Below are 24,897 nucleotides of genomic sequence, written 5' to 3'. Positions count from 1 at the left end.
TCTAGGCCGTGAGCGAGCATCAGCCGGAACCGATCCGGGCCGTCGAGCACGAGCTGACCGCGCTGCTGCGTCGCGGGCGGGCGGTCTCCTGGGAGATCGCCCGCGAGGTGCACCCGACCCTCGAACCGAACACCTACGGGCTGCTGCTCTGGCTGCGGCGCAGCGGGTCGATCCGGCTGACCGAGCTGGCGGCGCGGCTCGGCGTGGGCAAGGGAACGCTCAGCCGGCAGATCAACGGGTTGGAGGCACTCGGCCTGGTGCACCGCGAGCCCGACCCGAGTGACCGGCGGGCGGCGCAGATCAGCCTCACCGAGGAGGGCCAGCGACGGTTCGACGTGGCCCGGTCCGCCCGTTTGGGCGAGTTCCTGCGGGCGCTGGACGACTGGCCGGCCCGGGACGTGGAGGAGTTCGCTCGGCTCCTCGGCCGGTTCAACGATTCCTGGAGATGACCCGCGACGTGGGGAATGTTGTCACCTTCTCCCCAGTTGTTGCTTGAGGCAACCAAAGCGTCAAGGCTGGAGGCACCACACGATGACCCAGGCGACAGCGTCCCGAGCGCCCGCCGTCGACATGACCCACCGGCAGATCCTGGAGGCCCTCTCCGGGCTGCTGCTGGGCATGTTCGTCGCGATCCTCTCCTCCACGGTCGTCTCGAACGCGCTGCCGCGGATCATCACGGAGCTGCACGGCGGTCAGTCCGCCTACACCTGGGTGGTCACCTCGGCGCTGCTCGCAACCACCGCGACCACCCCAATTTGGGGCAAACTAGCCGATTTGACCAGTAAGAAGACACTGGTCCAGCTCGCCCTGGGCATCTACGTCCTGGGCTCGGTGCTGGCCGGCCTGGCGCAGGGCACCAGCGAGCTGATCGCCTGCCGGGTGCTCCAGGGCGTCGGCGCCGGTGGCCTCACCGCGCTGGCCCAGGTGATCCTGGCGACGATCATCGCGCCGCGCGAGCGGGGCCGCTACAGCGGCTACCTGGGCGCCGTGATGGCCGTCGGCACCATCGGCGGCCCGCTGATCGGCGGCGTGATCGTCGACACCTCGTGGCTCGGCTGGCGCTGGTGCTTCTACGTCGGCGTGCCGTTCGCCATCGCCGCGCTCGTCGTGCTCCAGAAGACCCTGCACCTGCCGGTGGTCAAGCGCCGGGCACAGATCGACTGGTGGGGCGCCACCCTGATCACGGCGGCGGTCTCGGTGCTGCTGATCTGGGTCTCCCTGGCCGGCGACCAGTTCGCCTGGGCGTCCTGGCAGACCGTCGCCATGGTGCTCGGCGCCCTGCTCCTCGGCGCGCTCGCCATCCGGGTGGAGACCCGCGCCGCCGAGCCGATGATCCCGCCGCGGCTGTTCCGCAACCGGACGATCACCCTCGCCGTCGTCGCCAGCGTCGCGGTGGGCGTGGGCCTGTTCGGCGCGTCGATCTTCCTGGGCCAGTACTTCCAGATCAGCCGGGGCGAGTCCCCGACGATGGCCGGCCTGATGACCCTGCCGATGATCCTCGGCCTGCTGGTCGCCTCGACCGTGGGCGGACGGATCATCACGAAGACCGGCCGCTGGAAGCGGTTCCTGGTAGCCGGTTCGGCGCTGCTCACCGTCGGCTTCGCGCTCATGGGCACGCTGCGCGCGGACACCAGCTACGCCCTGCTCAGCGTCTACATGCTGCTGGTCGGCGTCGGCCTGGGCCTCACCATGCAGAACCTCGTCCTCGCCGTGCAGAACACCGTCGGCACGCACGAGCTCGGCGCGGCCAGCTCGGTGGTGGCGTTCTTCCGCAGCCTGGGCGGCGCGATCGGCGTCTCCGCCCTCGGCGCGGTCCTCGCCCACAAGGTCAAGGACTACACCGCCGACGGACTGTCCCAGCTCGGCATCCCCGCGTCCAGCTCCGGCAGCGGCGGCACCCTGCCCGACGTGCACGCCCTGCCCGGCCCGCTGCGGGTGGTGGTGGAGGCCGCGTACGGCCACGGCGCCGGTGACATCTTCCTGGCCGCCGCCCCGTTCGCGCTGATCGCGTTGATCGCCGTGCTCTTCATCAAGGAAGTGCCGCTGCGGCAGCACAACGGCAGCCCGGTTTCCGGCGGGGGCGAGCGGGAATCGAATCCTGTCGTAGGCGCTGGCGCGGTGCCCGCCGGTGAGCAGAGGTGAGGTAGAGCCATGGGCGTGGGAGCACCGGACCGCGAGGAGTACGGCCCCCGGGTCAGCTCGCTTCCCTTCGAGCGCGGCACCGACGGCCCGAGGGTGATCATGGTGGGCGTCGACGGCACCCGCACCTCCGGGCGGGCCGGCTCCTACGCCGCAGGGCTGGCCCGCCGCCAGGGCGCCGCGCTCGTGGTGGTCTTCGTCAGCTCGGCGAGCGGCCTCACCTCCCTGGTGCCCGGGATGGACGCCGGCGCGGTCCAGCGCACCCACGACGAGCTGGCCGACGAGCTGCGCCGGGAGTGCCGACGCGGGGCCGAGCAGCTGGGCATTCCGGTGACGCTGCTGTGCCGACGCGGCGACGCGTACGCCGAGCTGTGTGCGGCGGCCGACGAGTTCCGGGCCGACATGGTCGTGGTGGGCGCGTCCGAACAGGCCGGGCACCGGCTGGTCGGCTCGGTCGCCACCCGGCTGGTTCGCAAGGGGCACTGGCCCGTCGTCGTGGTGCCCTGAATAACCCGTCGCGTGTTGTCCCACGTCCCGGGCAGGATGCGCGCCATGACGTGGACCGCACCGGAGCTCACCCGGACCCCCGAACCGTACGTCGGCGACGAGCGCACGATGCTCGACGGCTGGCTCGACTACCACCGGCAGACACTGCTGCTCAAGTGCGCGGGCCTCACCGAGGAGCAGTTGCGCACGCCGAGCGTCGAGCCGTCCGGGCTGACCCTGCTCGGCCTCGTCCGGCACCTCGCCGAGGTGGAGGCGTGGTGGTTCCGGGAGTGCTTCGCCGGCGAGCGGGTCGACTACCCGTACTTCACGCCCGAGAACCCGGACGCCGACCACGACGTGAGCGCCGCCGACGCCGAGGCGGACTTCGCCACCTTCCACCGGGAGGTGGCACTGGCCCGCGCGGCCGCCGCCGGGCACTCCCTCGACGAGACGTTCATCGAGGTCGGCAGCAAGAAGCGCACCTTCAACCTGCGCTGGGTGTACGTGCACATGATCGAGGAGTACGCCCGGCACAACGGCCACGCCGACCTGATCCGGGAACGCATCGACGGCGTCACCGGCGAGTGACCCCATCCGCCCGGCCGCCAGCGTGTGCGCGCCCAGCGGCGTAGGCAGCACCGACGAACCGGCGGGGTCGGGTAGGTCGGCACCAGGCGGGCCCAGCCACCCGCTTCCAGGGCCTGTTTCATAAGGGCGGTCGAGCCGAGGCGGAGTCCGGGCGGCGGGACAGCCCAGGTCGGGGCCGGGTAGCCCCGACCTCGCCGCCGCGCGTCTGACCGCGCCAGGGTGCGCCTGCGACGGTCTTCGACAGCTAACGGCGTCGGCGGTGTTTTCTGCGCCCCTGTTCGGGAGTCGGTGGCTGCACTTCGTCGAAGCTGTAGTCGGCCTGTTGGTTCGCCGGGCGCGCTGATGACTGGACGCCTGCCACGTCATGCTGCCAACTGTTGGTCGTGATGCTCATGGAGTCCATCTGTTGTGTCGTGTAGCTGATGGCTTCCTGGTTGACGCTGCTGCTGCCGTACTGATAGTTCGGCGCGCTGACGACTCGGGCGTAGTCGTGGTAATTGGAAAGGCTCGGGCCGGCGGAGGAAGGGTTGGGACCTCCGCTGTCGGAGTATCCGGTGTATCGGGAGGCATCGGTGGTGGGCTGGTTGAAGCCGTAGGACGCGCTCGTCCCGTAGTCAGATGTGTACCTACTGACGTCGTGGGAGGGATGGGATCGTTGGAGCGCAAGCGGCGGCTGGGCCTCGACCGCATAGGGATTTACGCTCGGGTACCTCAGATCCGGTCCTGCCGGTCCTGGACCGGCATACTGGAATTGCGCCGAGGACGCAAACTCGTACGGATTTTGCGCATAGTCGCCCTGCGGCGCAGGGTCGGCGGCGTACTGCCCGGAGGGCGCCGAATAGGCAAGGGCGGGTGCTCCTGGTGCGGGCAGCCGGTTGCCAAGCGGGTCGAGAACCTGGTCGTGCTGGCGGGCCTCGGCGGGAACGCCCGGTCGCCAGCCCGCCGGCAGACTGATCCTGGCCGCCGCCGCCTGTTCCGGGTTGGCACCATAGGGGAAGCGGTCGGGGTGTGACTGTAGGAAGCAGTTCCCGCCCTCTCTGGGCAGGGTGTACGAACCTCTGGGGAGTCCATGGGCATCGGTGAAATCGTTCAACACAGCCACGGTCATGTTTGAACTGGTGGCGTGGGCGAGCCGGCCGGTGTCGCGAGCCCAGGCTTGCAGGAGTCGGTCATCGACGATGCATGGATTGTCGATGACTTCCTGGTAGGCGGCGGGCGTAAAGGTTCTCACCCAGCCGGCGGGCAGGGGAATTTTTTGAGCTGCCGCCTGGGTCATGTCGGCACCATAGGGCGCGCGGTCCGGGTGTGACTCCACGAAATATTCACGACCCACTTTGGCGAGAGTGTAATACCCGTTGGGCAATCCGTGGGCAGTGGCGAAGTCGTTCAACACCCCCTGTCTCAAGTTCGCCAGTCCAGATTTCGGGTCAGCGAGTCGGCCGGTCTCCCGCGCCCAGGCCAAGGCGAGCCGGCCGTCGACGATGCCGGGGCTGAATATGACGTCCAGGTAGGCGGCCGGCGCATAGGGTTTTTCCCCCGCGAGGGAAAACTGCATCCTCTTCGCCGCTGCCCACGCTCGATCGGCACCGTTGGGGAAATTCTCGCGGTGTGCCCGCAGCCGATATGACTTCGTCGATACGGCGCTGCCGCGACCGTCGTAGGTGAGGGTGTATGAGGCCGGGGGGAGCCCGTGGTCGGCGGCGAAGTCCACCAACATGTCCCGGCCGACTTTGTCGATTGTTCCCGAAGCGGGGAGTCGGCCGGTCGCCCGCGCCCATCTTACGAGGAGTTTGACATCGGCGACTTCTGGGTTGTCGATGACCTCATCGTAAGCCAGCCTTTCATAATTCCGCCCCCAGCCGTCGGGTGGGCGAATCCTGATGGGTGCCGCAGAATTTGGGTCCGCGCCGCCGGGAAAAAGATCCGGGTTCGATTGCAGCCGGTAAGACTTCGGCGAGTAGACCGAGCCTTCGCCGCTGTAGATGAGGGTGTACGAGCCTGCAGGTAGCCCGTGTGCGGTGGCAAAATCGTTCACCACCCCCGGAGTCACCCTGGCTATGTCCAAGCGGGACAGACGACCCGTTTCATGCGCCCAGGCCGCTACTAGCAGGGGATCGGCGAGCCCAGGTAAATCAATGACCTCCTGATACGCCGCCGCTGTGAAAACACGCCCCCATCCGGCGGGCGGTCGAATTCGCTGAGCTGCCACAGCTCCCGGGTTGACGCCGCCAGGGGCACGCTCAGGATGGTCCTGCAGGAGGTGTTCGGAACCCTTCCGCTTCAGTGTGTAGTAGCCGGAGGGGAGCCCGTGAGAATCGGCAAAGTCGTCCAACACTTTCTGGTTCAGGTCAGTGTATTTCCTGGTTTTGGGATTCAATCTGCCGGACGCGTGTGCCCAGGCCATCACGAGGCGGGCATCGGCGACGCCAGGGTCGGCGATGACCTCGTCGTAGGCCATCGGATCATAAGCTCTGGGGCGTCGGGGCATGTTTCTGCTCCTCTCGTACGGGTGGCCGGGTCCAACTCCCCTACGGTGCGCCCATCACGAAGGTTCACCGCGTCACCGGGTCAAGTCGAATCAATGCGGGGCCGGGAGCTACAGCCGTTCCTGCCGGCGTGCCCGGACACGTACCCGGGCTGACCGCTGGAGGGGGCCGGTCGCAGTCACCGACCACCGTCGGCCGTCTGCACTGGGAACAGTCAGCTCAACGCGCCCAGTCCAGCCTGGCCGTTCACGGTCACCCAGGTCCCCGGTCTGCGCTGATCGTTCCTCACGCCGCCAGCGCGGCCCGCAGGTAGCGCAGGTCGGCGTGGCCGCCCCAGCGGTGCGCCGACAGCCCGGCGGCGCGGGCGCCCCGTACCGCCCAGTCCTCGTCGTCGACGAAGAGCACCCGGGCCGGTGGGGTGGCCAGCGCCTGGCAGGCGGCCTGGAAGTACTCCGGAGCGGGCTTGTGCACGCCGAGGGTGGACGAGTTGACCACCACGTCGAACTCGCCGACCAGGCCGAGCACGGCGAGGTCGGCGTCGAGCAGGTCGGTGGCGTTGGTGCCCAGGCCGACGGGAATGCCGGCGGCGCGCACCTCCCGGACGAAGTCGAGCACCTTTTCGTCAACCTCACCCCGGTAGCGCTGCCACTGCTCGACGGCCGCGCGGGCCCGGTCCGGCCCGCCGGCCGGCTCGGCGAGCGCGTCGGCCACGCTGCTCACCCAGTCGGCGTGGCTGACCTGGCCGGTGAGCACCGGCTGGAGCCTCCCCCACTGCATGGCGATCTCGGTGAGCACCCCTTCGGAGAGGCCGTACTCCCGCTCGACGTCGGCGGCCACCGCCGGGTCCCACCGGCGCAGTACGCCGTCGAAGTCCAGCAGGAGCGCCTTCGCGCGTTCCCGAGCCACTACCCGTTCTCCTCGCCGCGGCCGGGCCGCTGGTCGTCCTCGTCGGTTCGGTTGAGCCGTTGACTGATCACCTGGGTGACCCCGCTGCGCATGGTCACCCCATAGAGCGCGTCGGCGATCTCCATCGTCCGCTTCTGGTGCGTGATGACGATCAGCTGACTCTTCTCCCGCAACTGTGCCAGCAGCGTGATGAGCCGGCCCAGGTTCACGTCGTCCAGGGCCGCCTCCACCTCGTCCATGATGTAGAACGGGCTGGGCCGGGCGCGGAAGATCGCCACGAGCATGGCCACGGCGGTCAGCGACCGCTCGCCACCGGAGAGCAGCGACAGGCGCTTGATCTTCTTGCCCGGCGGGCGGGCCTCGACCTCGACGCCGGTGGTGAGCAGGTCCTCGGGGTCGGTGAGGATGAGCCGGCCCTCGCCGCCGGGGAAGAGCACCGTGAACACCTGCTGGAACTCGCGCGCGGTGTCCTCGAAGGCGCTGGCGAAGACCTCCAGGATCCGCTCGTCCACGTCCTTGACGACGGTGAGCAGGTCCCGTCGGGTGGCCTTGAGGTCCTCCAACTGCTCGGAGAGGAACTTGAAGCGCTCCTCCAGCGCCGCGAACTCCTCCAACGCGAGGGGGTTGACCTTGCCGAGCAGGGCGAGTTCGCGTTCCGCCTTGGCGGCCCGTTTCTCCTGCACCGGCCGCTCGTAGCGCACCGGCTCGGGCACCGGCAGACCGTCGCGTTCGGCGGCGGCCACGTCGACCTGGGTCGGTGGGACGAGCTGGCTCGGGCCGTACTCGGCGACGAGGGTCTCCACGTCCAGCCCGAAGTCCTCGGCGGCCTTCGCCTCCAGTTGCTCGATCCGCAGCCGCTGCTCCGCGCGGGCCACCTCGTCGCGGTGCACCTGGCTGGTCAGCCGCTCCAGCTCGGCACCGAGGCGCTTGGCCGCTCCGCGTACCTCCTGAAGCTCCGCCTCGCGGGCGGCGCGTTCGCGCGCGACGGCGTCGCGGTGCTGCTCGGCCGTCGCGATCGACGTGGTGAGCCGGGTGAGCGCCGCGCGCGCTCCGCCCGCCACGGCCCGGGCGATGCCCGCGCCCCGGGCGCGCGCGGCCCGCCGGGCGGCGGCGCGTTCGCGCGCGGCACGTTCCGCGGTGGCCTGCCGGGCGAGCGAGTCGGCCCGGCCGGCGATCGAGGAGACGCGCTCCTCGGCGGTACGCACCGCGAGCCGGACCTCCATCTCGTTCTGCCGGGCCTGCGGCACCATGGCGGCGAGCTGGTCCCGCTCCTCGGTGGAGGGCTCGGCATCGACCGGGGTCTCCTCGGCCAGCCGCAGCCGCTCCTGGAGCTCGTCGAGCGTGGCGAGATCCCGCTGCCGGGCGGCCTCGGCGCGCGCGTGGGACTCCCCGAGCCGGTCGGTCTCCGCCTTGGCGGAACGGGCGGCCGCGCCCAGCTCGGCGAGCCGGCGGGCGGCGGCGTTGCGGTGGCTCTCCGCCTCCCGCTTCTCGGCGGCGGCGTGCTGCACGGCCTCCTTCGCGGTCGTCACCTCGGCGCGCGCCTCGACGAGCTGGTCGCGCAGCTCCGCGCCGGTCCGCTCGGCGGTGAGCCGGTTGGCGCGGGCCTCCTCGACGGCCGCCTGCACCTCGATGTAGCTGGGCGCCTTGGCCGACCCGCCGGCCGCCGCGTACGCCCCGACCACGTCACCGTCCGGCGTGACGGCCCGCAGCTCGGGGTTGCCGGCGACCAGCTCGGCCGCCGCCGCGAGATCGTCGACGAGCGCCACGTCCCGCAGCGCCCGGTGCACCGCCGGCCGGATGTCGGGCGCGCACTCCACCAGGTCGGGAGCCCAGCGGGCGCCGTCGGGGAGCTTCGGGCGCAGCGCGTCGGCCGATCCGGTCATGCCGGGCCCGGCGGGGCTGCCGACCAGCAGACCGGCCCGCCCGGCGTCGGAGATCTTGAGCAGCCGCATCGCCTCGACGGCCTCGTCCACCCCGCTGACGGCGACCGCGTCGGCGAGACCGCCGAGCGCGGCGGCCAACGCGGCCTCGTGTCCGGGCGCGACGGTGAGCAGCCCGGCCAGGCTGCCGAGCAGGCCGGGTACGTCCCCGGCGCGGGCCAGCAGCGCCCCGGCGCCGTCCTTGCGCCGCAGGCCCAGCGCCAGGGCCTCCTCGCGGGCCTTCCAGGTGGCGGCGTCCTTCTCCGCGGCCCGCTCGGCGTCGGCCAGCGACCGGACGGCCGCCTGGGCGCGCTCCTGGACGGCGAGCGCCTCGGCGTGCCGGGCGTCCAGGTCCGCGTTGTCCCGGTCCGCCTCGGTGGACTGGGCGGCGACCTCGTCCAGGTCGGCCTGCGCCTGTTCGGCGCGACCCAGCGCGTCGGCGTGCGCGACGGCGAGGCGTTCGATCTCCTCACCGGCGCTGGTGGTCCGGGCGCGGGCCGAGTTGACCTGGCCGGTGAGGCGGGCCAGGCCCTCGCGTCGGTCGGCGATGGCCTTGGCGGCGGCGACCAGCTCGCGCTCGGCGGCGGCGAGCTGCCGTTCCAGCTCCTGGCGGTGCTCGACCGCCTCGGCCAGCCGGATCTGGTCGTCGGTGAGCGCCGCGCGCAGCTCCTCCTCCTGCTCGCGGACGCGCTCGGCCTCGGCCTCCAACTGGTCGGGGTCGCGGCCGGGCCGTTCGTCGTCGCCGCTGGCGCTGAGGTGCCGCAGCCGCTCCCGGGCGAGCTGTTCGATCGAGCGGAACCGCTCCTGCAGCGCGGACAGCTTGTACCAGGTGTCCTGCGCCGCCGCGAGCAGCGGCGCGTCCTCGGCGAGGGCGGCCTCCAACTCGCCGAGCCGGCCCTGCACCTCGGCGTGTTCGCCCTCGATCTGCTCGCGACGCTCCCGCAGCGCGGTCTCGTCGGCGATCTCCCGGTCGAGCGTGGTCCGCAGGGTGGCCAGGTCGTCGGCGAGCAGCCGCAGCCGGGCGTCGCGCAGGTTGGCCTGGATGGCGGCCGCCCGGCGGGCGACCTCGGCCTGCCGGCCGAGCGGCTTGAGCTGACGGCGCAGCTCGGCGGTGAGGTCGGTGAGCCGGTTCAGGTTGGTTTGCATCGCGTCGAGCTTGCGCAGCGCCTTTTCCTTGCGCTTGCGGTGCTTGAGGACGCCAGCCGCCTCCTCGATGAACGAGCGGCGGTCTTCCGGCTTGGCGTGCAGCATGCCGTCCAGGCGGCCCTGCCCGACGATGATGTGCATCTCCCGGCCGATGCCGGAGTCGGACAGCAGCTCCTGGATGTCGAGAAGTCGGCAGGTGTTGCCGTTGATCTCGTACTCGCTCTCGCCCGAGCGGAACATCCGGCGGGTGATGGAGACCTCGGTGTACTCGATCGGCAGCGCGCCGTCGGTGTTGTCGATGGTGAGGGTGACCTCGGCGCGGCCCAGCGGGGCACGGCCGGCGGTGCCGGCGAAGATGACGTCCTCCATCTTGCCGCCGCGCAGCGCCTTGGCGCCCTGTTCGCCGAGCACCCAGGCGATGGCGTCGACGACGTTCGACTTGCCGGAGCCGTTCGGGCCCACCACGCAGGTGATCCCGGGCTCCAGCTTCAACGTCGTGGCGGAGGCGAAGGACTTGAAGCCCTTCACCGTCAGGCTCTTGAGATACACCTTCTCGATCCTCGTCCGGTGGCCGCCGTACCGTCGCCGGCTGCGGGGACCTGGGTGAACCCGCAGACTAACCCGGTGACGGCACCCGCCCGGCACGCGACCCGCCCCGGCCGGGGCGACGACCCGCGCTCCCCGTCAGGCGGGAGGTGGCCCTGCTCTCGTCGCGGCGGTGACGGAAAGACAAACACCGCTCATGATCGAAAGGTGCCTGCCGGCGTTCTGTCGAAACTGCGGGAGCGCTTGAGAGCGAGCCAGTTACAAGATCATAAATCGTCGGCCGTGAAAGGGGCCGGACAGCGTTGCGCGCCGGCACACGAGTGTCGGCGCGCATTTTTGCGGTGGTGCTGCGATTCAGTTTTCCAACCCCGAAGATCAGGTCAGCGCCGGCTCGGCGAGACGGAGCAGGTCGTCCGCTTCCGCCGCAGCCGCCGCGAGCCGATCATTGTCGGCACGCAGACGCGTGATCTCGAACTCCAGTGCCTGAACCCTGGCACGCAGTCGGGTGACCTCGTCGAGCAGACGCCGGTCGGGCGCTGCACCTACGTGGCCGTAGAGGGCCTTCGCCATGCTGACTCCTTGATATGCGCTGCCGGAAAGGCCGGCCAAGCGCGCGCCCATTAAGTACGCGGCTGTCATTCCAGGTGTATCTGGGCATGACCGGGCGCGACTGGCGACACCTATATATTGAGCCGCAAACCCCTCCTTCGTCAAGTTCTCGCAGGCCGTAGATCATCTCCACGTCGACCTGTCCACTTGTCGGGGGGGCTGCCGCAAGGCACGGACACGCTCTGTCCGGACGCCTTTACTGTACGCCCGTATTCCCGGAAGTCACCGCCTTGGCGTCCGACTTCCTCTTAACTCTTCCTTAGCCACGTTGCCGCAGGTCGCGGGCGAGTCGTAGCGTCACCCGGGCCCACAACCGACCCCGTGGAGGCAGAGGCGTGTACGGCTGGACCGACCCGATGGACCCGAACGGCGCCGCCCGGCGCGCCGAGCGGCCGACCGACGAGCCGGACTGGCTGACAGACCGCCCGGAGCCCCGCTCGGCGTACCTGTTCGGGGACGACCCCGACCAGCCCGCTGACGAGTGGCACGCCGCCGAGCCCTCCCCCCGCTGGGAAGCCGCCCCCGTGGACGCGCCGACCACGATCTGGCCGGGACACCCGCGAGGCGACGAACCGACCGGGGACACCCGGGCGACTGAGGTCACGGACGGGTGGCGCGCCGGGACCGACGCGTACCCCACCGGAGGCCGGAACACGGCGGCCGCCGGCGACGGACGGACCGGCACCGGACGGCACCGCTCGCCGCGGAACTGGCGTCGCCCGCTCATGATCGGCGGCGCGGCCGCGACGGCCACCCTCGTGGTGAGCATCGGCGTCGGCGCGCTCGCGATGCCCGGCGGCAACGGCACGGCCGACGAGCCGACCGCCGTCGACGACACCGTCGCCGCCGCGCCCGCGGTCCCCACCGAGCAGGCGACCAGCGACACCCCGGCCCCACCGTCGGCGACCAGTTCGCCCAGCCCGGCACGGCCGAGCCCGTCGCCGAGCAAGGTCGTCAAGCCCACCCCCGCCTCGTCGCGGACCACCGCCACGTCCCGCCGCAGCGTCGATCGCAGCACCGCCCCGAGCACCGCCAGCGGCACCGTCAGCGACCAGGCCCGCGAGGTGGTGGACCTGGTCAACGCCGAGCGGGCCAAGGCCGGCTGCAAGGCGCTCAGCATCGACGACAAGTTGATGACCGCCGCGCAGCGGCACAGCCAGGACCAGGCCGACCACAGCAAGATGACGCACACCGGCAGCGACGGCAGCGACACGGGCGTCCGGCTGGACCGCGTCGGCTACGCCTGGCGCACCTACGGCGAGAACGTGGCGTGGAACCAGAAGACGCCGGCCGCCGTGATGGATGCCTGGATGAACAGCTCCGGGCACCGCGCCAACATCCTGAACTGCGCGTTCACCGAGATCGGCGTCGGCATCGCCAGCAGCGACGGGCCGTACTGGACGCAGGTCTTCGCGGCGCCGCGCTGACCGCGCGTCGTCCGCGCCCCCGCGCTCGTTGACCCGGTTGGGTACGCCGGGGTACACGGCGGCGTGCCGGTGGGGGCGGCGACGGGCCGCCCGGGACCCGGGAGCTGCCGATGCGGATCCGGCCGCGGCGACGTCGCGCCGCACGCCCGCTACGCCGGATCGCGTCGGCCGCCGTCGCGCTCGTCCTGGTGCTGCCGGCGTACGGCTGCCGGCGCGAGCTGACCCCGCCCGGCGCGCCCACCCCCTGGCCGGCCGCCCAGTCCCGTCACTGGCAGTGGCAGTGGCAACTCGACGGCCCGCTCGACGAGACGGTGGACGCGGACGTCTTCCTGCTCGACCCGGTGGCGACCACGGCGGCGCAGACGGCCGAGCTGCGCGCCCGGGACCGACGGCTGATCTGCCAGGTGGCGGTCGGCACGGTGCGCCCGACCGACCCGGACGCCAGCCGACTGCCCGCCGTCGCGCTCGGCGCTCCCGGTCGACAGTCCGGCAGTCGGTGGCTGGACGTACGGGCCTGGGACGCGCTGGAGCCGGTGCTGACCGACCGGTTCCGGCTGTGCCGGGGCAAGGGCTTCGGCGCGGTGGCGCTGGCCGACGCCGACGGGTACGCGCACCGCAGTGGTTTCCCCCTGGCGTTCGACGATCAACTGCTGTTCAACCGCCGGCTGGCCCGCCTGGCCCGCTCGCTGGACCTCTCCCCCGGGCTGGTCAACGACGTGCCGCAGCTCGCGGCCCTGGCACCCGACTTCGACTTCGTGGTCAACGAGGAGTGCGTCCGGCTCGACCAGTGCGCCAAGCTGCTGCCGTTCGCGGACGCCGGCAAACCGGTCTTCCACGTCGAGTACGTCGGCACGACCGACGACTTCTGCGTCACCACGGTCGGCTACGGCTTCGCGTCGATCCGCAAGGACCGGGAGTTGGACGCCTGGCGGGAGCCCTGCCCGCTGCCGTGACCGCCCGGCGCCCCCGTGCACGCCGGTAAGGCACGTGCCGGGCCGCGAGTCGCGGCCCGGCACGGGGAACGATCTGCTGCTCAGGAGACGGGCACCAGCTCCGGGGCGGAGGTCGGCGGGTCGGTGGGCGCAGGCTCCGAACGCCGGCGCAGGAACCGCGGCGCCCACCAGTTCGCGTCACCGAGCATGGTCATCAGAGCCGGCAGCACCACACCCCGGATGATCGTGGCATCCAGCAGGATCGCCGCCGCCAGACCGATGCCGAGCTGCTTCATGTCGATCGTGCTCAACGTGGCGAAGATCGAGAACACCCCGACCATCACGATCGCCGCGCTGGTCACCACCCCGGCCGACGACGTGATGCCGTACGAGACCGCGTCCCGGTTGGACATCCCGGCCCGTACCCCCTCGCGGATCCGGCTCACCACGAACACGTGGTAGTCCATCGAGAGGCCGAACAGCACCACGAACAGGAACAGCGGCAGCCAGGAGACGATCGCCCCCATCGACGTGAAGCCGAGCAGTCCCTCGGCCCAGTCACCCTGGAAGACCAGCACCAGCAGCCCGTACGCGGCGCCGGCCGAGAGCAGGTTCAGCACGATCGAGCTGGCCGCCACCACGACCGAGCGGAAGGTGAGCGTCATAACGAGGAACGTGAGCGCCAGCACGAAGCCCATCACCAGCGGCAGCTTGTCGCGGACGTGCGCCGCGTAGTCCTCGCTGTCGGCCACGCTGCCGCCCACCGCGTACTCGATGCCGGGGATGCCCCGCAGCTCGGCCGGGACCAGGTCGGCGCGCAGCTTCTCCAGCGACTGCACCGACCGGTCGTCGCGGCTGGCGTACGGGGTGGCGACGTCCAGCACCGACACCCGCCGGTCGGCCGACACCTTGATCTTCGGGCCGTCCGCCTCCGTGGGGGCGAACAGCGGATCGGCGGAGGCGCGGGCGGCCAGGTCGGTGAGGGCCGCGCCCACCCGGTCGGCCTGGTCGGCCGGCGCGCGCACGGCCACCACGTGATTGGTGCCGGTGCTCGGGAAGGCTGCGGTGAGCCGGTCGTACGCCTGCATGGCCGGTGTGGTGCGCGGCAGGTCCTCCATGCCGGGGAACTTCAGCTTCATGCCGAGCGCCGGCGCGGCCAACGCGAGCAGCAGACCGACCGAGATGACGAGCGTCGCCACCGGCGCCCGCAGCGCGGGACGCAGCACCGTCGGCCAGAGCCGGGGCGTACGCGCCTCGCCGTGCCGTCCCGTGCGCGGCGCGGTGAGGCGCCACAGCAGCGGCACCCGGGGACGGTCGACCCAGCGGCCCAGCCGGGCCAGCAGGGCGGGCAGCACGGTCAGCGAACCGGTCACCGCGACGGCCACCACCAGGATCGAACCCACGGCCAGCGACGAGAAGACGACGTCGCCGGCGAGGAACAGCCCGGCCATCGCGATGATCACCGCAACCCCGGAGACCACCACGGCATGCCCGGAGGTCTCCGCGGCGATCTCCACGGCGTCCAGGCCGGAGCGGCCCTTGGCGCGTTCCTCCCGCTCCCGGCGAATGTAGAACAGCGAGTAGTCGACCCCCACCGCCATGCCGATCAGCAGGATCACCGGTGACGTGGTGTCGGTGGCCGGCACCAGGTGCGAGGCCAGCGTGGACAGACCCATCGCCGCGGCGACCGACGAGAGCGCCAGCAGCACCGGCACGCTGGCCGCGATCAACGCGCCGAACGCGATGATCAGAATGGCCAGGGTCACCGGCAGGCTCAGCAGTTCGGCCCGCTCGAAGTCCTTGCCGAGGGTGTCGTCGAGCGCCTGACCGATCGACGGCCCGCCGACCTGTTCGACGCGTACCTGGGGGTGCGCGCTCTGCACCCCGGCGGTGGCGTCCCGCAACGGCTGCACCCGGTCGGACGCCGTCTCCGGGTCACCGGACATCGTGATCGGCAGCAGCAGCGCCGACCCGTCCCGCGCGGTGACGGGTGCGCCGATCTCGGCAACCCCGGTGACCGTACGCAGCCGGGCGGCGGCATCGTCGGCGGCCGCCTTCGCCACGGCCGGGTCCAGGGCGCCGCCCCGGGAGGTGATGAGGACGTTCTCCACGGCCGGGTCGTCGAAGGCCCCGCCGTCGATGATGAGGCTCGCCCGCCCGGCCTCGCCGATCGCCTGGTCACCGCTGGTGGCCTCGCTGAGGCCGGCGGCGTTGCCCCCAACGAAGCACACCGCCACGAACACGATCCACATCGCGATCGCCCGCCACGGATGCTCGGCGCTCCACCGCGCCATCCGCACCGTCACCGGTCTGCTGCCCATCAGTGCCCCCCTGTCACGTCGACCCCCTGCCGACCGTGCTGACGTTAGGGGGGTGACGAGGCGGTCACATCGGGGAACGGCCCCGGCCCGCCCCGGAATCGTCCGACCGGGGGCGGCGGGTCCGCCGGGCGGGCATCAACCCGCGATTCGGACGTACGCCGGGGAACTACCCGGAGCGTCCGGCCGCGACCCGCCGGCACCGACCCGGAGCCGGCTCCGGGTCATCCCCGAAGGGCACCCCGAGGCCGGGGCTGGCAACGCGGGCAGCTGTACGAGGAGCGGTTCATGAACGACTCCCGCCGGATCGGCGTGCCGCAGCGCCGGCACGGCTCGCCCTCGCGGCCGTACGCGTTCAGCGCGCGGTCGAAGTAGCCGCTCTCGCCGTTGACGTTGACGTAGAGGGCGTCGAAGCTGGTGCCGCCCTCCTTGATGGCCTCGGCGAGCACGTCACGGACGTGGCCGAGCAGGCGCTGGGCGGCCGGACCGGTGAGCGCGTCGGTCGGTCGGGCGCCGTGCAACCGCGCACGCCAGAGCGCCTCGTCGGCGTAGATGTTGCCCACCCCGGAGATCAGCGTCTGGTCGAGCAGGGCCCGCTTCACCTCGGTCCGCCGGCGTCGCAGCGCGGCCACGAACGCCGCGTCGGAGAACTCCGGGTCCATCGGGTCACGCGCGATGTGCGCGATCTCGGCCGGCAGGTCGGCGCCGCCCTCGCTCACCGCGAGCCCGCCGAACGTGCGCTGGTCGACGAAGCGCAGCTCGGGTCCGTCGTCGGCGAACCGGAACCGGACCCGCAGGTGGGTCTCGTCGGGGGTGCCGGGCGGCTGGAGCAGCAACTGGCCCGACATGCCGAGGTGCCCCACCACCGCGTCACCGCTGTCCAGCGGGAGCCACAGGTACTTGCCGCGCCGCCGGACGTCCAGGATCGTCCGGCCGGCGAGCACGTCGGCGAAGTGCGCGCCGCCGGGTACGTGCCGCCGGACGGCACGCGGGTGCCGGACCTCGACCGAGGCGATCCGTCGGCCGGTGACCCACTGGGCCAGCCCCTGCCGGACGGTCTCCACCTCGGGCAGCTCAGGCACGACCGGACCCCTGTTCCTGCGCCACGTCGGCCGGCATGACCTGCGCCAGGTGGTCGGCCTCCTCGGCCAGGGTCGCCTGATCGGCGCGCTCCAACGGCCCGGCCGCGTCGCCCTGGTCGGCCGTGCCGTGGTCGGCCTGCTCGTGCTGGGCCGAGGCGTCCCGGTCGGCCGCGTTGTCCTGGTCGGCCTGCTCGTGCTCGTTCGAGAGCATCCGCCAGGCCGCCTCGGCGGCGCGCTGCTCGGCCTCCTTCTTGCTGCGCCCCTCCGCGCCGCCGTACCGGTTGCCGGCCACCACGACCCAGGCCGTGAACGTCTTGAGGTGATCCGGTCCGGTGCCCTCGATCCGGTACTCGGGCACGCCCAGGCCGAGCGCGGCGGTCAACTCCTGCAGGCTGGTCTTCCAGTCCAGGGCGGCGCCCCGGCCGGCCGACTCGGCCATCAGCGGGTCGAAGAGGCGGTGGATCACGATCCCGGCGGTGTCCAACCCGTACTGCAGGTAGATCGCGCCGAGCAGCGCCTCCAGGGTGTCGGCGAGGATGCTCGCCTTGTCCCGGCCACCGGTGGTCTCCTCGCCCTTGCCCAGCAGCAGGTACGCGCCGAGACCGTCCGGGCCGAGGCCACGGGCCACGTCGGCGAGCGCCCGCATGTTGACCACGCTCGCCCGGAGCTTCGCCAACTGCCCCTCGGGCAGGTCCGGATGGTTGTGGAACAGGGCGGTGGTGATCACGACGCCGAGCACCGAGTCGCCGAGGAACTCCAGTCGCTCGTTCGTCGGCAGGCCGCCGTTCTCGTACGCGTACGAGCGGTGGGTCAGCGCGCGTTGCAGCAGGTCCGGCTCCAGGCTGACGCCGAACGCGGCTTCCAGGTGACCGACGGACGCCCGCCGCCGCTTGTCGTTGCTCATGATGTGCGTACCTCGGTGTCGGTGGGGCGGTCGGTGCGGTCCGTCGCGGCGTCGCCGTCGAGCAACGCGGAGACCAGATCGGTGGCACGCCGCCGCCACAGGTGAGCGGCGAGGGCGATGCCGGAGGCGACGTCAGCGGCCCGGGCGGAGCCGTGACAGACGACGACGGTCCCCGCGACGCCCAGCAGGGCCGCCGCGCGGGGAGCGCCACCCTCGGCGGGTGGGCCGCCGGCCATGGCGTACGCGCCCTCGATCGCCTTGAGCAGCACGTTACCGGTGAAGCCGTCGGTGACCACCACATCGGCGCGCGCGCCGACGGCCACGTCGTACCCCTCGACGAGCCCGACGTAGCGCGCCCCGCCGGGCAGCGGTTCGACGGCGAGCAGGGGGTCGGTGGCCCGGCGTACCCGGTCGCCCTTGCCGGCCTCGGTGCCCACCGAGAGCAGGCCGACCCGCGGCGCGGCGATCGAGTGGGCCACCGCGGCGTACGCGGCGCCGAGCACGGCGTGCCGGGCGAGGGTGGCGGGGCGGGGCTCCAGTGAGCCGCCCACGTCGAGCAGGACCACCGGCCCGGCGACCGCGGGCAGGGTGGCGACCAGGGCGGGTTGGCGGATCTCCGACCAGCGCCCGAGGCCGAGCACGGCAGCCGTGACCGTGGCGCCGGTGGCGCCGGCGGAGACGAGGGCGTCGGCGGTGCCGTCGCGGACGGCCGTGACGGCGGCCCGGACGGTGCTCTCCGAGCGGGCGGCGCTGGGATGGTCGGCCATACCGACGGCGGCGCGGACCGGCCGGACCGTGATCCGGGCCCGTTCGGCCGGGGCGAGGGCAGCGATCAGCCCGTCGGCGACCTCGGTCGGACCGACGAGCAGCAGGTGCAGGTCAGGGTCGGCGCGCATGGCCCGCAGAGCGCCGTCAACCACGACGGCGGGAGCGTCGTCCCCGCCGAGGAGGTCAACGGCGATCCGCGCGGTGCCCGGCTCCACCGGGACGCCGGCCGGAGTAGGCCGGGCGTCGGAGGGAGCCGGGGCACCGGGCGAATGCCAGGATGCGCGCGCCGCCCGACCTGGGGTCGGGGGCGTCACTCGGCGTCCAGGTCAGACCTCGAGAACCTGGCGGCCGTTGTAGGTGCCGCAGACGGAGCAGGCGGCGTGCGGCAGCTTCGGGGACTTGCACTGCGGGCACGCGACGGTCGCGACCACGGTCGCCTTCCAGTTCGCCCGGCGGGACCGGGTGTTGCTGCGCGACATCTTGCGCTTCGGGACGGCCACGGTTCTTACTCCTCTGTAACGGTCATTTGCGACAGGCCCGCCCAACGCGGGTCGATCTGCTGGTGACTGTGGTCGGCCGGCAGATCGTCCCAGTGCGCCCCACAGTCGGGGCACAGTCCTGGGCAGTCCTCCCGGCAGAGCGGGTTGGTCGGCAGCGTGAGCACCAACGCGTCCCGCAGCGCCGGCTCCAGGTCGATCAGATCGCCCTGCATCCGGCCCACCTCGTCCTCGTCGGTCGTGGCGTCCGTGGTGCTGTTCTCGTACGCGTACAGCTCCTGGATCGTCACGGCCATCGATTCGTTGATCTCGCGTAGGCAGCGCCCGCACTCGCCCCGGACGGGACCGGTGATGGTCCCCGAGACGAGCACACCCTCGGACACCGACTGCAACCTCAGATCGAGGTCGAGGTCCGCGCCCTCCGGTACGGCGATCAACTCCACACCGAGGTCCACCGGTGCCGGCACGACCCGCTGGACCTCACGCAACGCACCAGGGCGGCGCGGCAGGTCTCTCGTGTCGAGGACCAGCGGCGACCTGGGGTCGAGTGTCGATGGCGAGTGCTTGGGCATAGTAAGACTCCGGCCGGTGAGAGGCCGACAAAAAAGGTTACCTGGGCGACCGCCCGGCCGTCGAACCGGGGGCGACGCCTGAGGCGCGAATGTCGGCTGGTGAGGTGCCGCTCAGAAGGGTAGCGGGCGTTCCGCCTCATCCCCACCGAAGGTGCCGATCTCCCGCAGCGCGTGCATCTTGTCGCGGCCACGCTCTATCGAGGCGAGGGCCCGGGTGAGGAACTGCTCGAAGTTGGCCAGCGCCGTGTCGACGTAGTCGTCGACCTCCTCACGCAGGCGCTGCGCCTCGGCACGGGCCTCGGCGATGATCCGGGCGCCCTCGTGCTCGGCCGACACGGTGATCTCGTTCACCGACACGAGGCGGGCGTGTTCTGCCTCACCCTCGCTGATGATCCGGTCCGCCTCGCGCTTGCCCGCGTCCATGATCTTGTCGCGTTCCTCCAGGAGCGCGGCGGCGCGACGCAGGTCGGCGGGGAGGTCAGCGCGCATCTCGTCCAGAGCGGCGATCATCTCGCCCCGGTCGACCATGCAGTTGTTCCGCGACATCGGGACGGAGCGCGCCTGCTCCACCATGGCGATCAGTTCGTCGATGCGATCGAGCGGGTCCACCGGTACCTCACCCCTGTCGTTCGTCGGCCGACCTCCATGATGCGGGCTACGGCCGGTTTCCCGCTGCGCCCATCATGGCCTGCCCGCCCCACCCGAGCCCCCACCACCCCAACCCGGCGCGTCGCGACATGGTCACTCCCCGCCCCTGCTGCGGCGATCTTGCACTTTCGGTCGCGGCAAAGCGTCCCGAAACGGGGCGATCCGGGAACAGTAAGTGCAAGATCGGCGCGAGGGTCAGGTACTGGGGTCAGGTCCGGGGTGGGGGGCCCAGGCGGGACTGGAGGGCCTCGCGGACCGGGTCAGGGACGTGCGCGGAGATGTCGCCGCCCCACTTGGCCACGTCCTTGACGAGGCTGGAGGAGAGGAACGAGTAGAGCGGGTTGGTCGGCATGAAGAGCGTCTCGACGCCGGCCAGCCCGATGTTCATCTGCGCCATCTGCAGCTCGTAGTCGAAGTCGCTGACCGCCCGCAGCCCCTTGATCAGGACGCTCGCCTGCTGCGCCCGGCAGAAGTCGACGAGCAGTCCGCGGAACGACTCGACCCGCACGTTCTCGTACGACGCGGTCACCTCGCGGAGCATGTCGATCCGCTCGTCGACGGTGAACAGGCCGCTCTTGGACTGGTTCACCAGTACGCCGACGATCACCTCATCGAACAGCCGACTGGCGCGGCCGATGATGTCGAGGTGTCCGTTGGTGACCGGGTCGAACGAGCCGGGACAGACCGCACGTCTCATGATCGGCGACCGTACCAAAGGGTGGTCTCGCCGTACCGGCGACTGCGCTGCGGGGTGATCCCCTGCACCCACTCGAAGTCCCTGGTCCGGCGCGACCGCTCCACCACCACCAGGGCGTCGGGCGTCAGCCAGCCGCCGTCGACAAGCGTCGTCAACAGCGCGGTGATCTCCGCGTCCGGCACGGCGTAGGGCGGGTCGGCGAACACCACGTCGTACCCGCCGCCGTCCGGACCGGCGGCCAGCACCGTCGCCACCTTGCCGGCCACCAGGCGTACGGCCGAGCCGGCCCGCAGGGTCGCCACGTTCTCCCGGATCACCCGGGCGGCGCGCGGGTCGGACTCCACCAGCAGGACGTGCCCGGCGCCCCGGGACAGGGCCTCCAGCCCGACCGCGCCGGAGCCGGCGTACAGGTCGGCGAAGCGCGCGCCGTCGAGGTCGACCTCGGACTCGACGGCGCTGAACAGCGCCTCCCGAACCCGGTCGGACGTGGGCCGGGTGCCGGCGCCGGGCGGTGCGGCGATCCGCCGGCCCCCGAGCGTCCCGGCCACGATCCGGGTCACCGTCTCCTCCTGCTCATGACCAGGACGCTACGCGATCAGCCGGACCCGACGGCCGACACGGTCGGTACCACCAAGCGGACCATGTGATCACTTCTCGTATATCAATGATCTCAAGTTCATAACATCAGTCTTAGCAAATCCTGAGCACTGTCTCACGCGAGGCGATATCGCTAGGGTCTGCCGGGTGCCGGCGACAACCCGCCGGCCCACGGCTCGGGAGGGCGCCTCTCCGAATCGGACGTGCGGTGACCGTCCACCGTCTCTCCCGTGCCACACCCCTGACGCTTCAGCACTCCAGGAGTACCCGTGATCCGTCCCAAGCTGTCGCTCCGGCGACCGCTGGCCATCCTGGGAGCCGCCATCGTCGGCCTCACCGGGGTCGTCGCGGTGGCCGCCCCAGCCAGCGCGCACCACACCACGATCAAGGCCACCGTCGACTGCGACCAGCAGACCGGCGAGCGCGTGATCACGTGGAACGTGGAGAACAGCGAGCGCGACAAGGCCGTGACGCTCCAGCGGGTGACCGCGGAGCCGGCGACGCCGGTGACCGTGCCCGTCGAGGGCGCCAAGGCGGTGCCGCTGCAGGGCTACGTCATCAAGAAGGCCGGCTCCGTGCAGGCCGTCCAGCGGGTGCCGGGCAACACCGCCAGCGCCAAGCTCGTGGTGTTCGGCAAGTGGAAGAAGAACGGCCAGGAAGCCACCAACGACGGCAGCATCACCATCCCCGCCGACCAGTCCTGCGCTCCGGCCCCGAAGTGCGTCGAGCTCGACAAGGCCAAGTACAGCCACACCTTCGACGGCCCGAAGGGCACCGCCACCGTCAAGCTCGACGGTGACCTGCCGCTCTGCGGCGAGGGCAAGCAGTACTTCACGCTGGTGTCGTACTTCGCGCCGCGGCCGCAGTTCGCCACCCCGCAGTACGTGTACGGCACGCCGGACAGCGACTTCGTCAGCGCCACCCAGACCGAGATCACGCTGAACGTCGAGATCCCGGACTGCCACACCCAGGTCGACCTCATCTGGGGCGACAAGGACCAGGTCATCGACGAGATCGTCGACGGCGGCAAGCGCTACGACAACAAGAAGCTCGGCTCGCCGGGCACCCCGGGCAACCGCTCCAAGGGCCCGCAGGGCTGGTACAACGGCGGTAGCAAGAGCTGCGTCACCCCGGCCTCGACCTTCGCGTCCAACTGCGACGGTTCGGTCGCCGTGTCGCTGAGCAACGACGGCAAGATCAGCAAGTACGCCGTCGAGTTCGAGGTCAAGGGCGAGAACGGCTTCACCAAGAAGGTCTCCGTCGCGCCCGGCAAGGCCGACACCAGCATCGTGGTGCCCGCCGCCGACGCCGGCAAGATCGAGGTCCTGGTCGACGGCAAGGTTATCGAGAACGGCACCTACTCGTGGGCGCGCCCCGAGGACTGCCCGCTGCCGGCCGTCACCACCAAGGCCGACTGCAAGGAGTTCGCCCTCACCGTCACCAACCCCGAGGGCGGCATGCCGGTGAAGACCACCTTCACCTACGGCGACAAGACCGAGACCCGTACGGTCGCGGCCGGCGCTTCGGAGACGGTGACCTTCAAGGCCGGCAAGGCCGAGTCGGCGCTCGTCGCCCTGCCGGACCTGGACCTGGAGCTGGAAGCTGTCTACACGCCGGAGGGCAACTGCGGCGGTAGCGGCGGCGGTGGCGGCGACGACGAGCCGGGTCTCCCGGTCACCGGTGCGGCGGCGGGCGGCATCGCCGCCGGCGCGGTCGCCCTGCTGATCGCGGGCGCGGTGCTCTTCGTCATCGCCCGTCGGCGTCGGGTGACCTTCACCGCCTGACCTGACCTGAGCTGAAGCCCGAGGGCGCGTCGACCACCTGGTCGACGCGCCCTCGGTCGTTGTGCGTTGACAGCATCTGCGGTGCAGTCAGCGGTCCCGCCCTCCGCAAGCAGGAGAGGGTCGTCAGCGCGCCAAGGAATCGACGCTATCCGAGATAGGGAGTGTCACGGCCTTCGAGGTGATGCTTGAGGCGGAGTCGAACGGTGTCATGGATGGGGATGTGAGGGAATTCGGCAGGGTCGATGAAGCGGACGTCCGTCGACTCGTCGCTGATGCTGATCGTGCCGCCGATGACGTGGGCGCGGTAGGTGACCGTGAATTCCTGGCGGACTTCGCCGTCGGGGTAGGCGATGACGTGCGCAGGGTCGCTGTAGATGCCCAGCAGACCGGTGACCTCGACGTCCAGGCCGGTCTCCTCCCGTACCTCGCGGACGACGCACTGTTGCAGGGTTTCGCCGATGTTCATTGCGCCGCCGGGTAGGGACCAGTTGCCGGAGTCGCTACGCCGCTGGAGCAGCACGCGGCCGTACTGGTCGGTGACGACGGCGGCGGCGGCGGGGACGAGACTGTTGGCGACCGGTGCTTGCGGGTCGTGGTAATAGTCGCGCCGGCCGGTCACCGGGCTTCCCTCGGGTAGGCGGTGGTGGTCTGCCATACCTGCTCGAACTGGTCGGCGTGGGCGGCGAAGATGCCGTGCGGCGAGAGTTCGCGCAGGTGCAGGGCGGGGTGTTGGTAACCGCGTGCGCGGTACAGGTGCGGGGTGACGATCATCTGGTGGTCGAACCGGAACACCGAGTTGTACAGATGCACGGCGTGCAGGCCGATCTCCACACCGGGCACGTCGTGGAGGGGTGCGCAGAAGTTGAGGGCGTTGCGGATCCGGCCAGGTAGTGTGCCCCCGATCTGTTCGAGGGCGTCGCGTTCGGCGACGTGCGGGCAGTCGGGATCGGCGAACGCGAGCCGGACCTGAGCGCCGTCCGCAGCCTTGTCGGAGATGAGCTGCATCGTGTTGGGCAGCAACTCAAGCAGAAACGGGTAGGCGTAGCCGAGCAGGTCGATCCGAGTGGTCGCGCCGGTGAGCAGCGCGGCCCAGACATGGTGCGGGATGTCGGCGCGGTGGGCGTAGGCGGCGACGACCTCGGCGGTGGCCTCCGCGCCGGGCGCCTGGTCGGGACGGGTCTGGGGCCAGAGGTCTGCTTCGGTCTCGCCGAGGGCGTCGGCGACGGCGAGCCGGGTGCGCTGGTGCGGGACGCGGCCGGCGAGCCACCGGGTGACGGTCTTGACATCGACACCGACAGCCGTGGCAAGAGCGGCCGAGTCGAGGTGGGCGCGGAGCATGGCCGCGCGGAGGCGGTGACTCATACCGCCCCACGGTAGTGGACACGTCGGGACGCATCAGGGGCGTGGAAGTGTCCGGCATGGTGTCTATCGGGACGTTGGGGTGCCGTGGGCCGGCTCTTAAGTTCAGCGGCAGGGCCTCGCCGGTCCGCTTGCGGCAGATTCGCCGGGCTGGCGAGCGCCAGGGGGAAGGGGTCCTCGACTCCCCCGGAGGGCCTCTTCCCCTCTCCAAACTATCCAGGAGGGTGGTGGGACTGTTGTCTGCGCATCAGCCGGTACGGCCGCAGTGGACCTGCACGGCGTGCGGAGCACCGTGGCCGTGCAGAACCAGGAAACGGCAGCTCATCGAGGAGTTCAGGGGCGCGCGGATATCGCTGCTGCTGTATCTGTCCGCGTACCTGGTACAGGCGTGTGCCGACCTGCCGCTTACGCCGTCTGGGCTGTTGCACTCGCGGTTTCTCGCCTGGCCGCGCTCAGCCCCCCTGCGCGACGAGCCGCCGCAGTGACG

23 protein-coding genes are annotated in these 24,897 nt (G+C 71.3%); 8 read left to right on the top strand and 15 right to left on the bottom strand.

All coding sequences use genetic code 11. The features are described from left to right. Nucleotides 1–8 precede the first annotated feature (8 nt). The 4 genes from AB0B55_RS21735 (at nt 9) to AB0B55_RS21720 (ending at nt 3,213) form a co-directional block, all read left to right on the top strand. Nucleotides 9–449 carry a MarR family transcriptional regulator gene (locus AB0B55_RS21735; protein ID WP_357131086.1) on the top strand — a complete coding sequence of 147 codons (441 nt, stop codon included), beginning with the start codon at nt 9–11 and terminating at the stop codon, nt 447–449. 82 nt (nt 450–531) lie between these two features. Next, nucleotides 532–2,142, top strand: a complete 1,611-nt coding sequence (locus AB0B55_RS21730; RefSeq protein ID WP_357131089.1) for an MDR family MFS transporter — start codon at nt 532–534, stop codon at nt 2,140–2,142. A gap of 9 nt (nt 2,143–2,151) precedes the next feature. Continuing rightward, nucleotides 2,152–2,646 (top strand): universal stress protein, encoded by a 495-nt coding sequence (locus tag AB0B55_RS21725; protein WP_355051558.1) that lies wholly within the window; start codon nt 2,152–2,154, stop codon nt 2,644–2,646. Nucleotides 2,647–2,691: 45 nt separating this feature from the next. After that, nucleotides 2,692–3,213, top strand: coding sequence for a DinB family protein (locus tag AB0B55_RS21720; protein ID WP_357173272.1), 522 nt, complete (start codon nt 2,692–2,694; stop codon nt 3,211–3,213). Nucleotides 3,214–3,457: 244 nt separating this feature from the next. Here AB0B55_RS21720 and AB0B55_RS21715 read toward each other — a convergent pair whose 3' ends face one another. From AB0B55_RS21715 to AB0B55_RS21700, 4 genes are all read right to left on the bottom strand, one after another. Then, nucleotides 3,458–5,671 (bottom strand): hypothetical protein, encoded by a 2,214-nt coding sequence (locus tag AB0B55_RS21715; RefSeq protein ID WP_357173270.1) that lies wholly within the window; start codon nt 5,669–5,671, stop codon nt 3,458–3,460. A 313-nt stretch (nt 5,672–5,984) separates the two neighbouring features. Then, on the bottom strand, nt 5,985–6,605 hold the full coding sequence (locus tag AB0B55_RS21710) for an HAD-IA family hydrolase (protein ID WP_357173267.1): 621 nt from the start codon (nt 6,603–6,605) through the stop codon (nt 5,985–5,987). Then, a complete protein-coding gene (smc, locus tag AB0B55_RS21705; protein ID WP_357173264.1) occupies nt 6,605–10,219 on the bottom strand; it encodes a chromosome segregation protein SMC in 3,615 nt (1,204 codons plus the stop codon). The genes AB0B55_RS21710 and smc overlap by 1 nt, the downstream gene beginning before the upstream one ends. A 372-nt stretch (nt 10,220–10,591) precedes the next feature. Further along, entirely contained in the window at nt 10,592–10,786 is a 195-nt protein-coding gene (locus tag AB0B55_RS21700) for a hypothetical protein (protein ID WP_007456482.1), read from the bottom strand. Between the two features lie 374 nt (nt 10,787–11,160). Here AB0B55_RS21700 and AB0B55_RS21695 point away from each other — a divergent pair, with 374 nt between their 5' ends. Continuing rightward, nucleotides 11,161–12,252: a CAP domain-containing protein gene (locus AB0B55_RS21695; protein ID WP_357173261.1), complete on the top strand. Its 1,092-nt coding sequence runs from the start codon at nt 11,161–11,163 to the stop codon at nt 12,250–12,252. Between the two features lie 110 nt (nt 12,253–12,362). Then, nucleotides 12,363–13,205, top strand: coding sequence for an endo alpha-1,4 polygalactosaminidase (locus tag AB0B55_RS21690; RefSeq protein ID WP_357131107.1), 843 nt, complete (start codon nt 12,363–12,365; stop codon nt 13,203–13,205). A gap of 80 nt (nt 13,206–13,285) precedes the next feature. On the opposite strand, the gene AB0B55_RS21685 is transcribed toward AB0B55_RS21690, so the two are convergent. From AB0B55_RS21685 to rsmD, 9 genes are all read right to left on the bottom strand, one after another. Beyond that, nucleotides 13,286–15,505 carry an MMPL family transporter gene (locus AB0B55_RS21685; protein ID WP_357173258.1) on the bottom strand — a complete coding sequence of 740 codons (2,220 nt, stop codon included), beginning with the start codon at nt 15,503–15,505 and terminating at the stop codon, nt 13,286–13,288. 221 nt (nt 15,506–15,726) lie between these two features. Continuing rightward, nucleotides 15,727–16,584: a bifunctional DNA-formamidopyrimidine glycosylase/DNA-(apurinic or apyrimidinic site) lyase gene (gene mutM / locus AB0B55_RS21680; RefSeq protein ID WP_357131113.1), complete on the bottom strand. Its 858-nt coding sequence runs from the start codon at nt 16,582–16,584 to the stop codon at nt 15,727–15,729. Beyond that, a complete protein-coding gene (gene rnc / locus AB0B55_RS21675; protein ID WP_357131116.1) occupies nt 16,577–17,488 on the bottom strand; it encodes a ribonuclease III in 912 nt (303 codons plus the stop codon). Before rnc ends, mutM begins: the two co-directional genes overlap by 8 nt. Then, nucleotides 17,485–18,471, bottom strand: coding sequence for a phosphate acyltransferase PlsX (locus AB0B55_RS21670; protein ID WP_357131119.1), 987 nt, complete (start codon nt 18,469–18,471; stop codon nt 17,485–17,487). Before AB0B55_RS21670 ends, rnc begins: the two co-directional genes overlap by 4 nt. Before the next feature lie 111 nt (nt 18,472–18,582). Next, nucleotides 18,583–18,756: a 50S ribosomal protein L32 gene (gene rpmF / locus AB0B55_RS21665; RefSeq protein WP_030335284.1), complete on the bottom strand. Its 174-nt coding sequence runs from the start codon at nt 18,754–18,756 to the stop codon at nt 18,583–18,585. 5 nt (nt 18,757–18,761) lie between these two features. Continuing rightward, the gene (locus AB0B55_RS21660) at nt 18,762–19,325 is read right to left on the bottom strand and encodes a YceD family protein (RefSeq protein ID WP_355051548.1); all 564 of its coding nucleotides are present in this window, start codon (nt 19,323–19,325) and stop codon (nt 18,762–18,764) included. Nucleotides 19,326–19,436: 111 nt separating this feature from the next. Further along, complete coding sequence (locus AB0B55_RS21655) at nt 19,437–19,934, bottom strand: hypothetical protein (protein WP_234590503.1); 498 nt, start codon at nt 19,932–19,934, stop codon at nt 19,437–19,439. A 247-nt stretch (nt 19,935–20,181) separates the two neighbouring features. Beyond that, entirely contained in the window at nt 20,182–20,670 is a 489-nt protein-coding gene (gene coaD / locus AB0B55_RS21650; protein WP_357131123.1) for a pantetheine-phosphate adenylyltransferase, read from the bottom strand. After that, complete coding sequence (gene rsmD, locus AB0B55_RS21645) at nt 20,667–21,230, bottom strand: 16S rRNA (guanine(966)-N(2))-methyltransferase RsmD (protein WP_357131126.1); 564 nt, start codon at nt 21,228–21,230, stop codon at nt 20,667–20,669. The genes coaD and rsmD overlap by 4 nt, the downstream gene beginning before the upstream one ends. Before the next feature lie 306 nt (nt 21,231–21,536). Between rsmD and AB0B55_RS21640 the strand changes: the two genes are divergently transcribed. Next, nucleotides 21,537–23,051, top strand: coding sequence for a cell wall anchor protein (locus AB0B55_RS21640; RefSeq protein WP_357131129.1), 1,515 nt, complete (start codon nt 21,537–21,539; stop codon nt 23,049–23,051). A gap of 145 nt (nt 23,052–23,196) precedes the next feature. Here AB0B55_RS21640 and AB0B55_RS21635 read toward each other — a convergent pair whose 3' ends face one another. Together AB0B55_RS21635 and AB0B55_RS21630 are read right to left on the bottom strand one after the other, a co-directional pair. Beyond that, nucleotides 23,197–23,670 (bottom strand): NUDIX domain-containing protein, encoded by a 474-nt coding sequence (locus AB0B55_RS21635; protein ID WP_357131132.1) that lies wholly within the window; start codon nt 23,668–23,670, stop codon nt 23,197–23,199. Continuing rightward, nucleotides 23,667–24,389: an XRE family transcriptional regulator gene (locus tag AB0B55_RS21630; RefSeq protein WP_357131267.1), complete on the bottom strand. Its 723-nt coding sequence runs from the start codon at nt 24,387–24,389 to the stop codon at nt 23,667–23,669. The genes AB0B55_RS21635 and AB0B55_RS21630 overlap by 4 nt, the downstream gene beginning before the upstream one ends. 248 nt (nt 24,390–24,637) lie before the next feature. On the opposite strand from AB0B55_RS21630, the gene AB0B55_RS21625 reads away from it, so the two are divergent. Further along, the gene (locus tag AB0B55_RS21625) at nt 24,638–24,895 is read left to right on the top strand and encodes a flavin reductase (protein ID WP_357131134.1); all 258 of its coding nucleotides are present in this window, start codon (nt 24,638–24,640) and stop codon (nt 24,893–24,895) included. Nucleotides 24,896–24,897 lie beyond the last annotated feature (2 nt).

It is taken from the genome of Micromonospora sp. NPDC049107, assembly GCF_040648595.1.
Taxonomy (GTDB): Bacteria; Actinomycetota; Actinomycetes; order Mycobacteriales; family Micromonosporaceae; genus Micromonospora.
This window is presented reverse-complemented; position numbering and strand designations above follow the sequence as displayed.

Coding starts and splice junctions, on each gene's coding strand:
- AB0B55_RS21730 (WP_357131089.1), top strand. CDS start 532: ATGACCCAGGCGACAGCGTCCCGAGCGCCCGCCGTCGACATGACCCAC.
- AB0B55_RS21725 (WP_355051558.1), top strand. CDS start 2,152: ATGGGCGTGGGAGCACCGGACCGCGAGGAGTACGGCCCCCGGGTCAGC.
- AB0B55_RS21720 (WP_357173272.1), top strand. CDS start 2,692: ATGACGTGGACCGCACCGGAGCTCACCCGGACCCCCGAACCGTACGTC.
- AB0B55_RS21715 (WP_357173270.1), bottom strand. CDS start 5,671: ATGGCCTACGACGAGGTCATCGCCGACCCTGGCGTCGCCGATGCCCGC.
- AB0B55_RS21700 (WP_007456482.1), bottom strand. CDS start 10,786: ATGGCGAAGGCCCTCTACGGCCACGTAGGTGCAGCGCCCGACCGGCGT.
- AB0B55_RS21690 (WP_357131107.1), top strand. CDS start 12,363: ATGCGGATCCGGCCGCGGCGACGTCGCGCCGCACGCCCGCTACGCCGG.
- AB0B55_RS21685 (WP_357173258.1), bottom strand. CDS start 15,505: ATGGGCAGCAGACCGGTGACGGTGCGGATGGCGCGGTGGAGCGCCGAG.
- rnc (WP_357131116.1), bottom strand. CDS start 17,488: ATGAGCAACGACAAGCGGCGGCGGGCGTCCGTCGGTCACCTGGAAGCC.
- AB0B55_RS21660 (WP_355051548.1), bottom strand. CDS start 19,325: ATGCCCAAGCACTCGCCATCGACACTCGACCCCAGGTCGCCGCTGGTC.
- coaD (WP_357131123.1), bottom strand. CDS start 20,670: ATGAGACGTGCGGTCTGTCCCGGCTCGTTCGACCCGGTCACCAACGGA.
- AB0B55_RS21630 (WP_357131267.1), bottom strand. CDS start 24,389: ATGCTCCGCGCCCACCTCGACTCGGCCGCTCTTGCCACGGCTGTCGGT.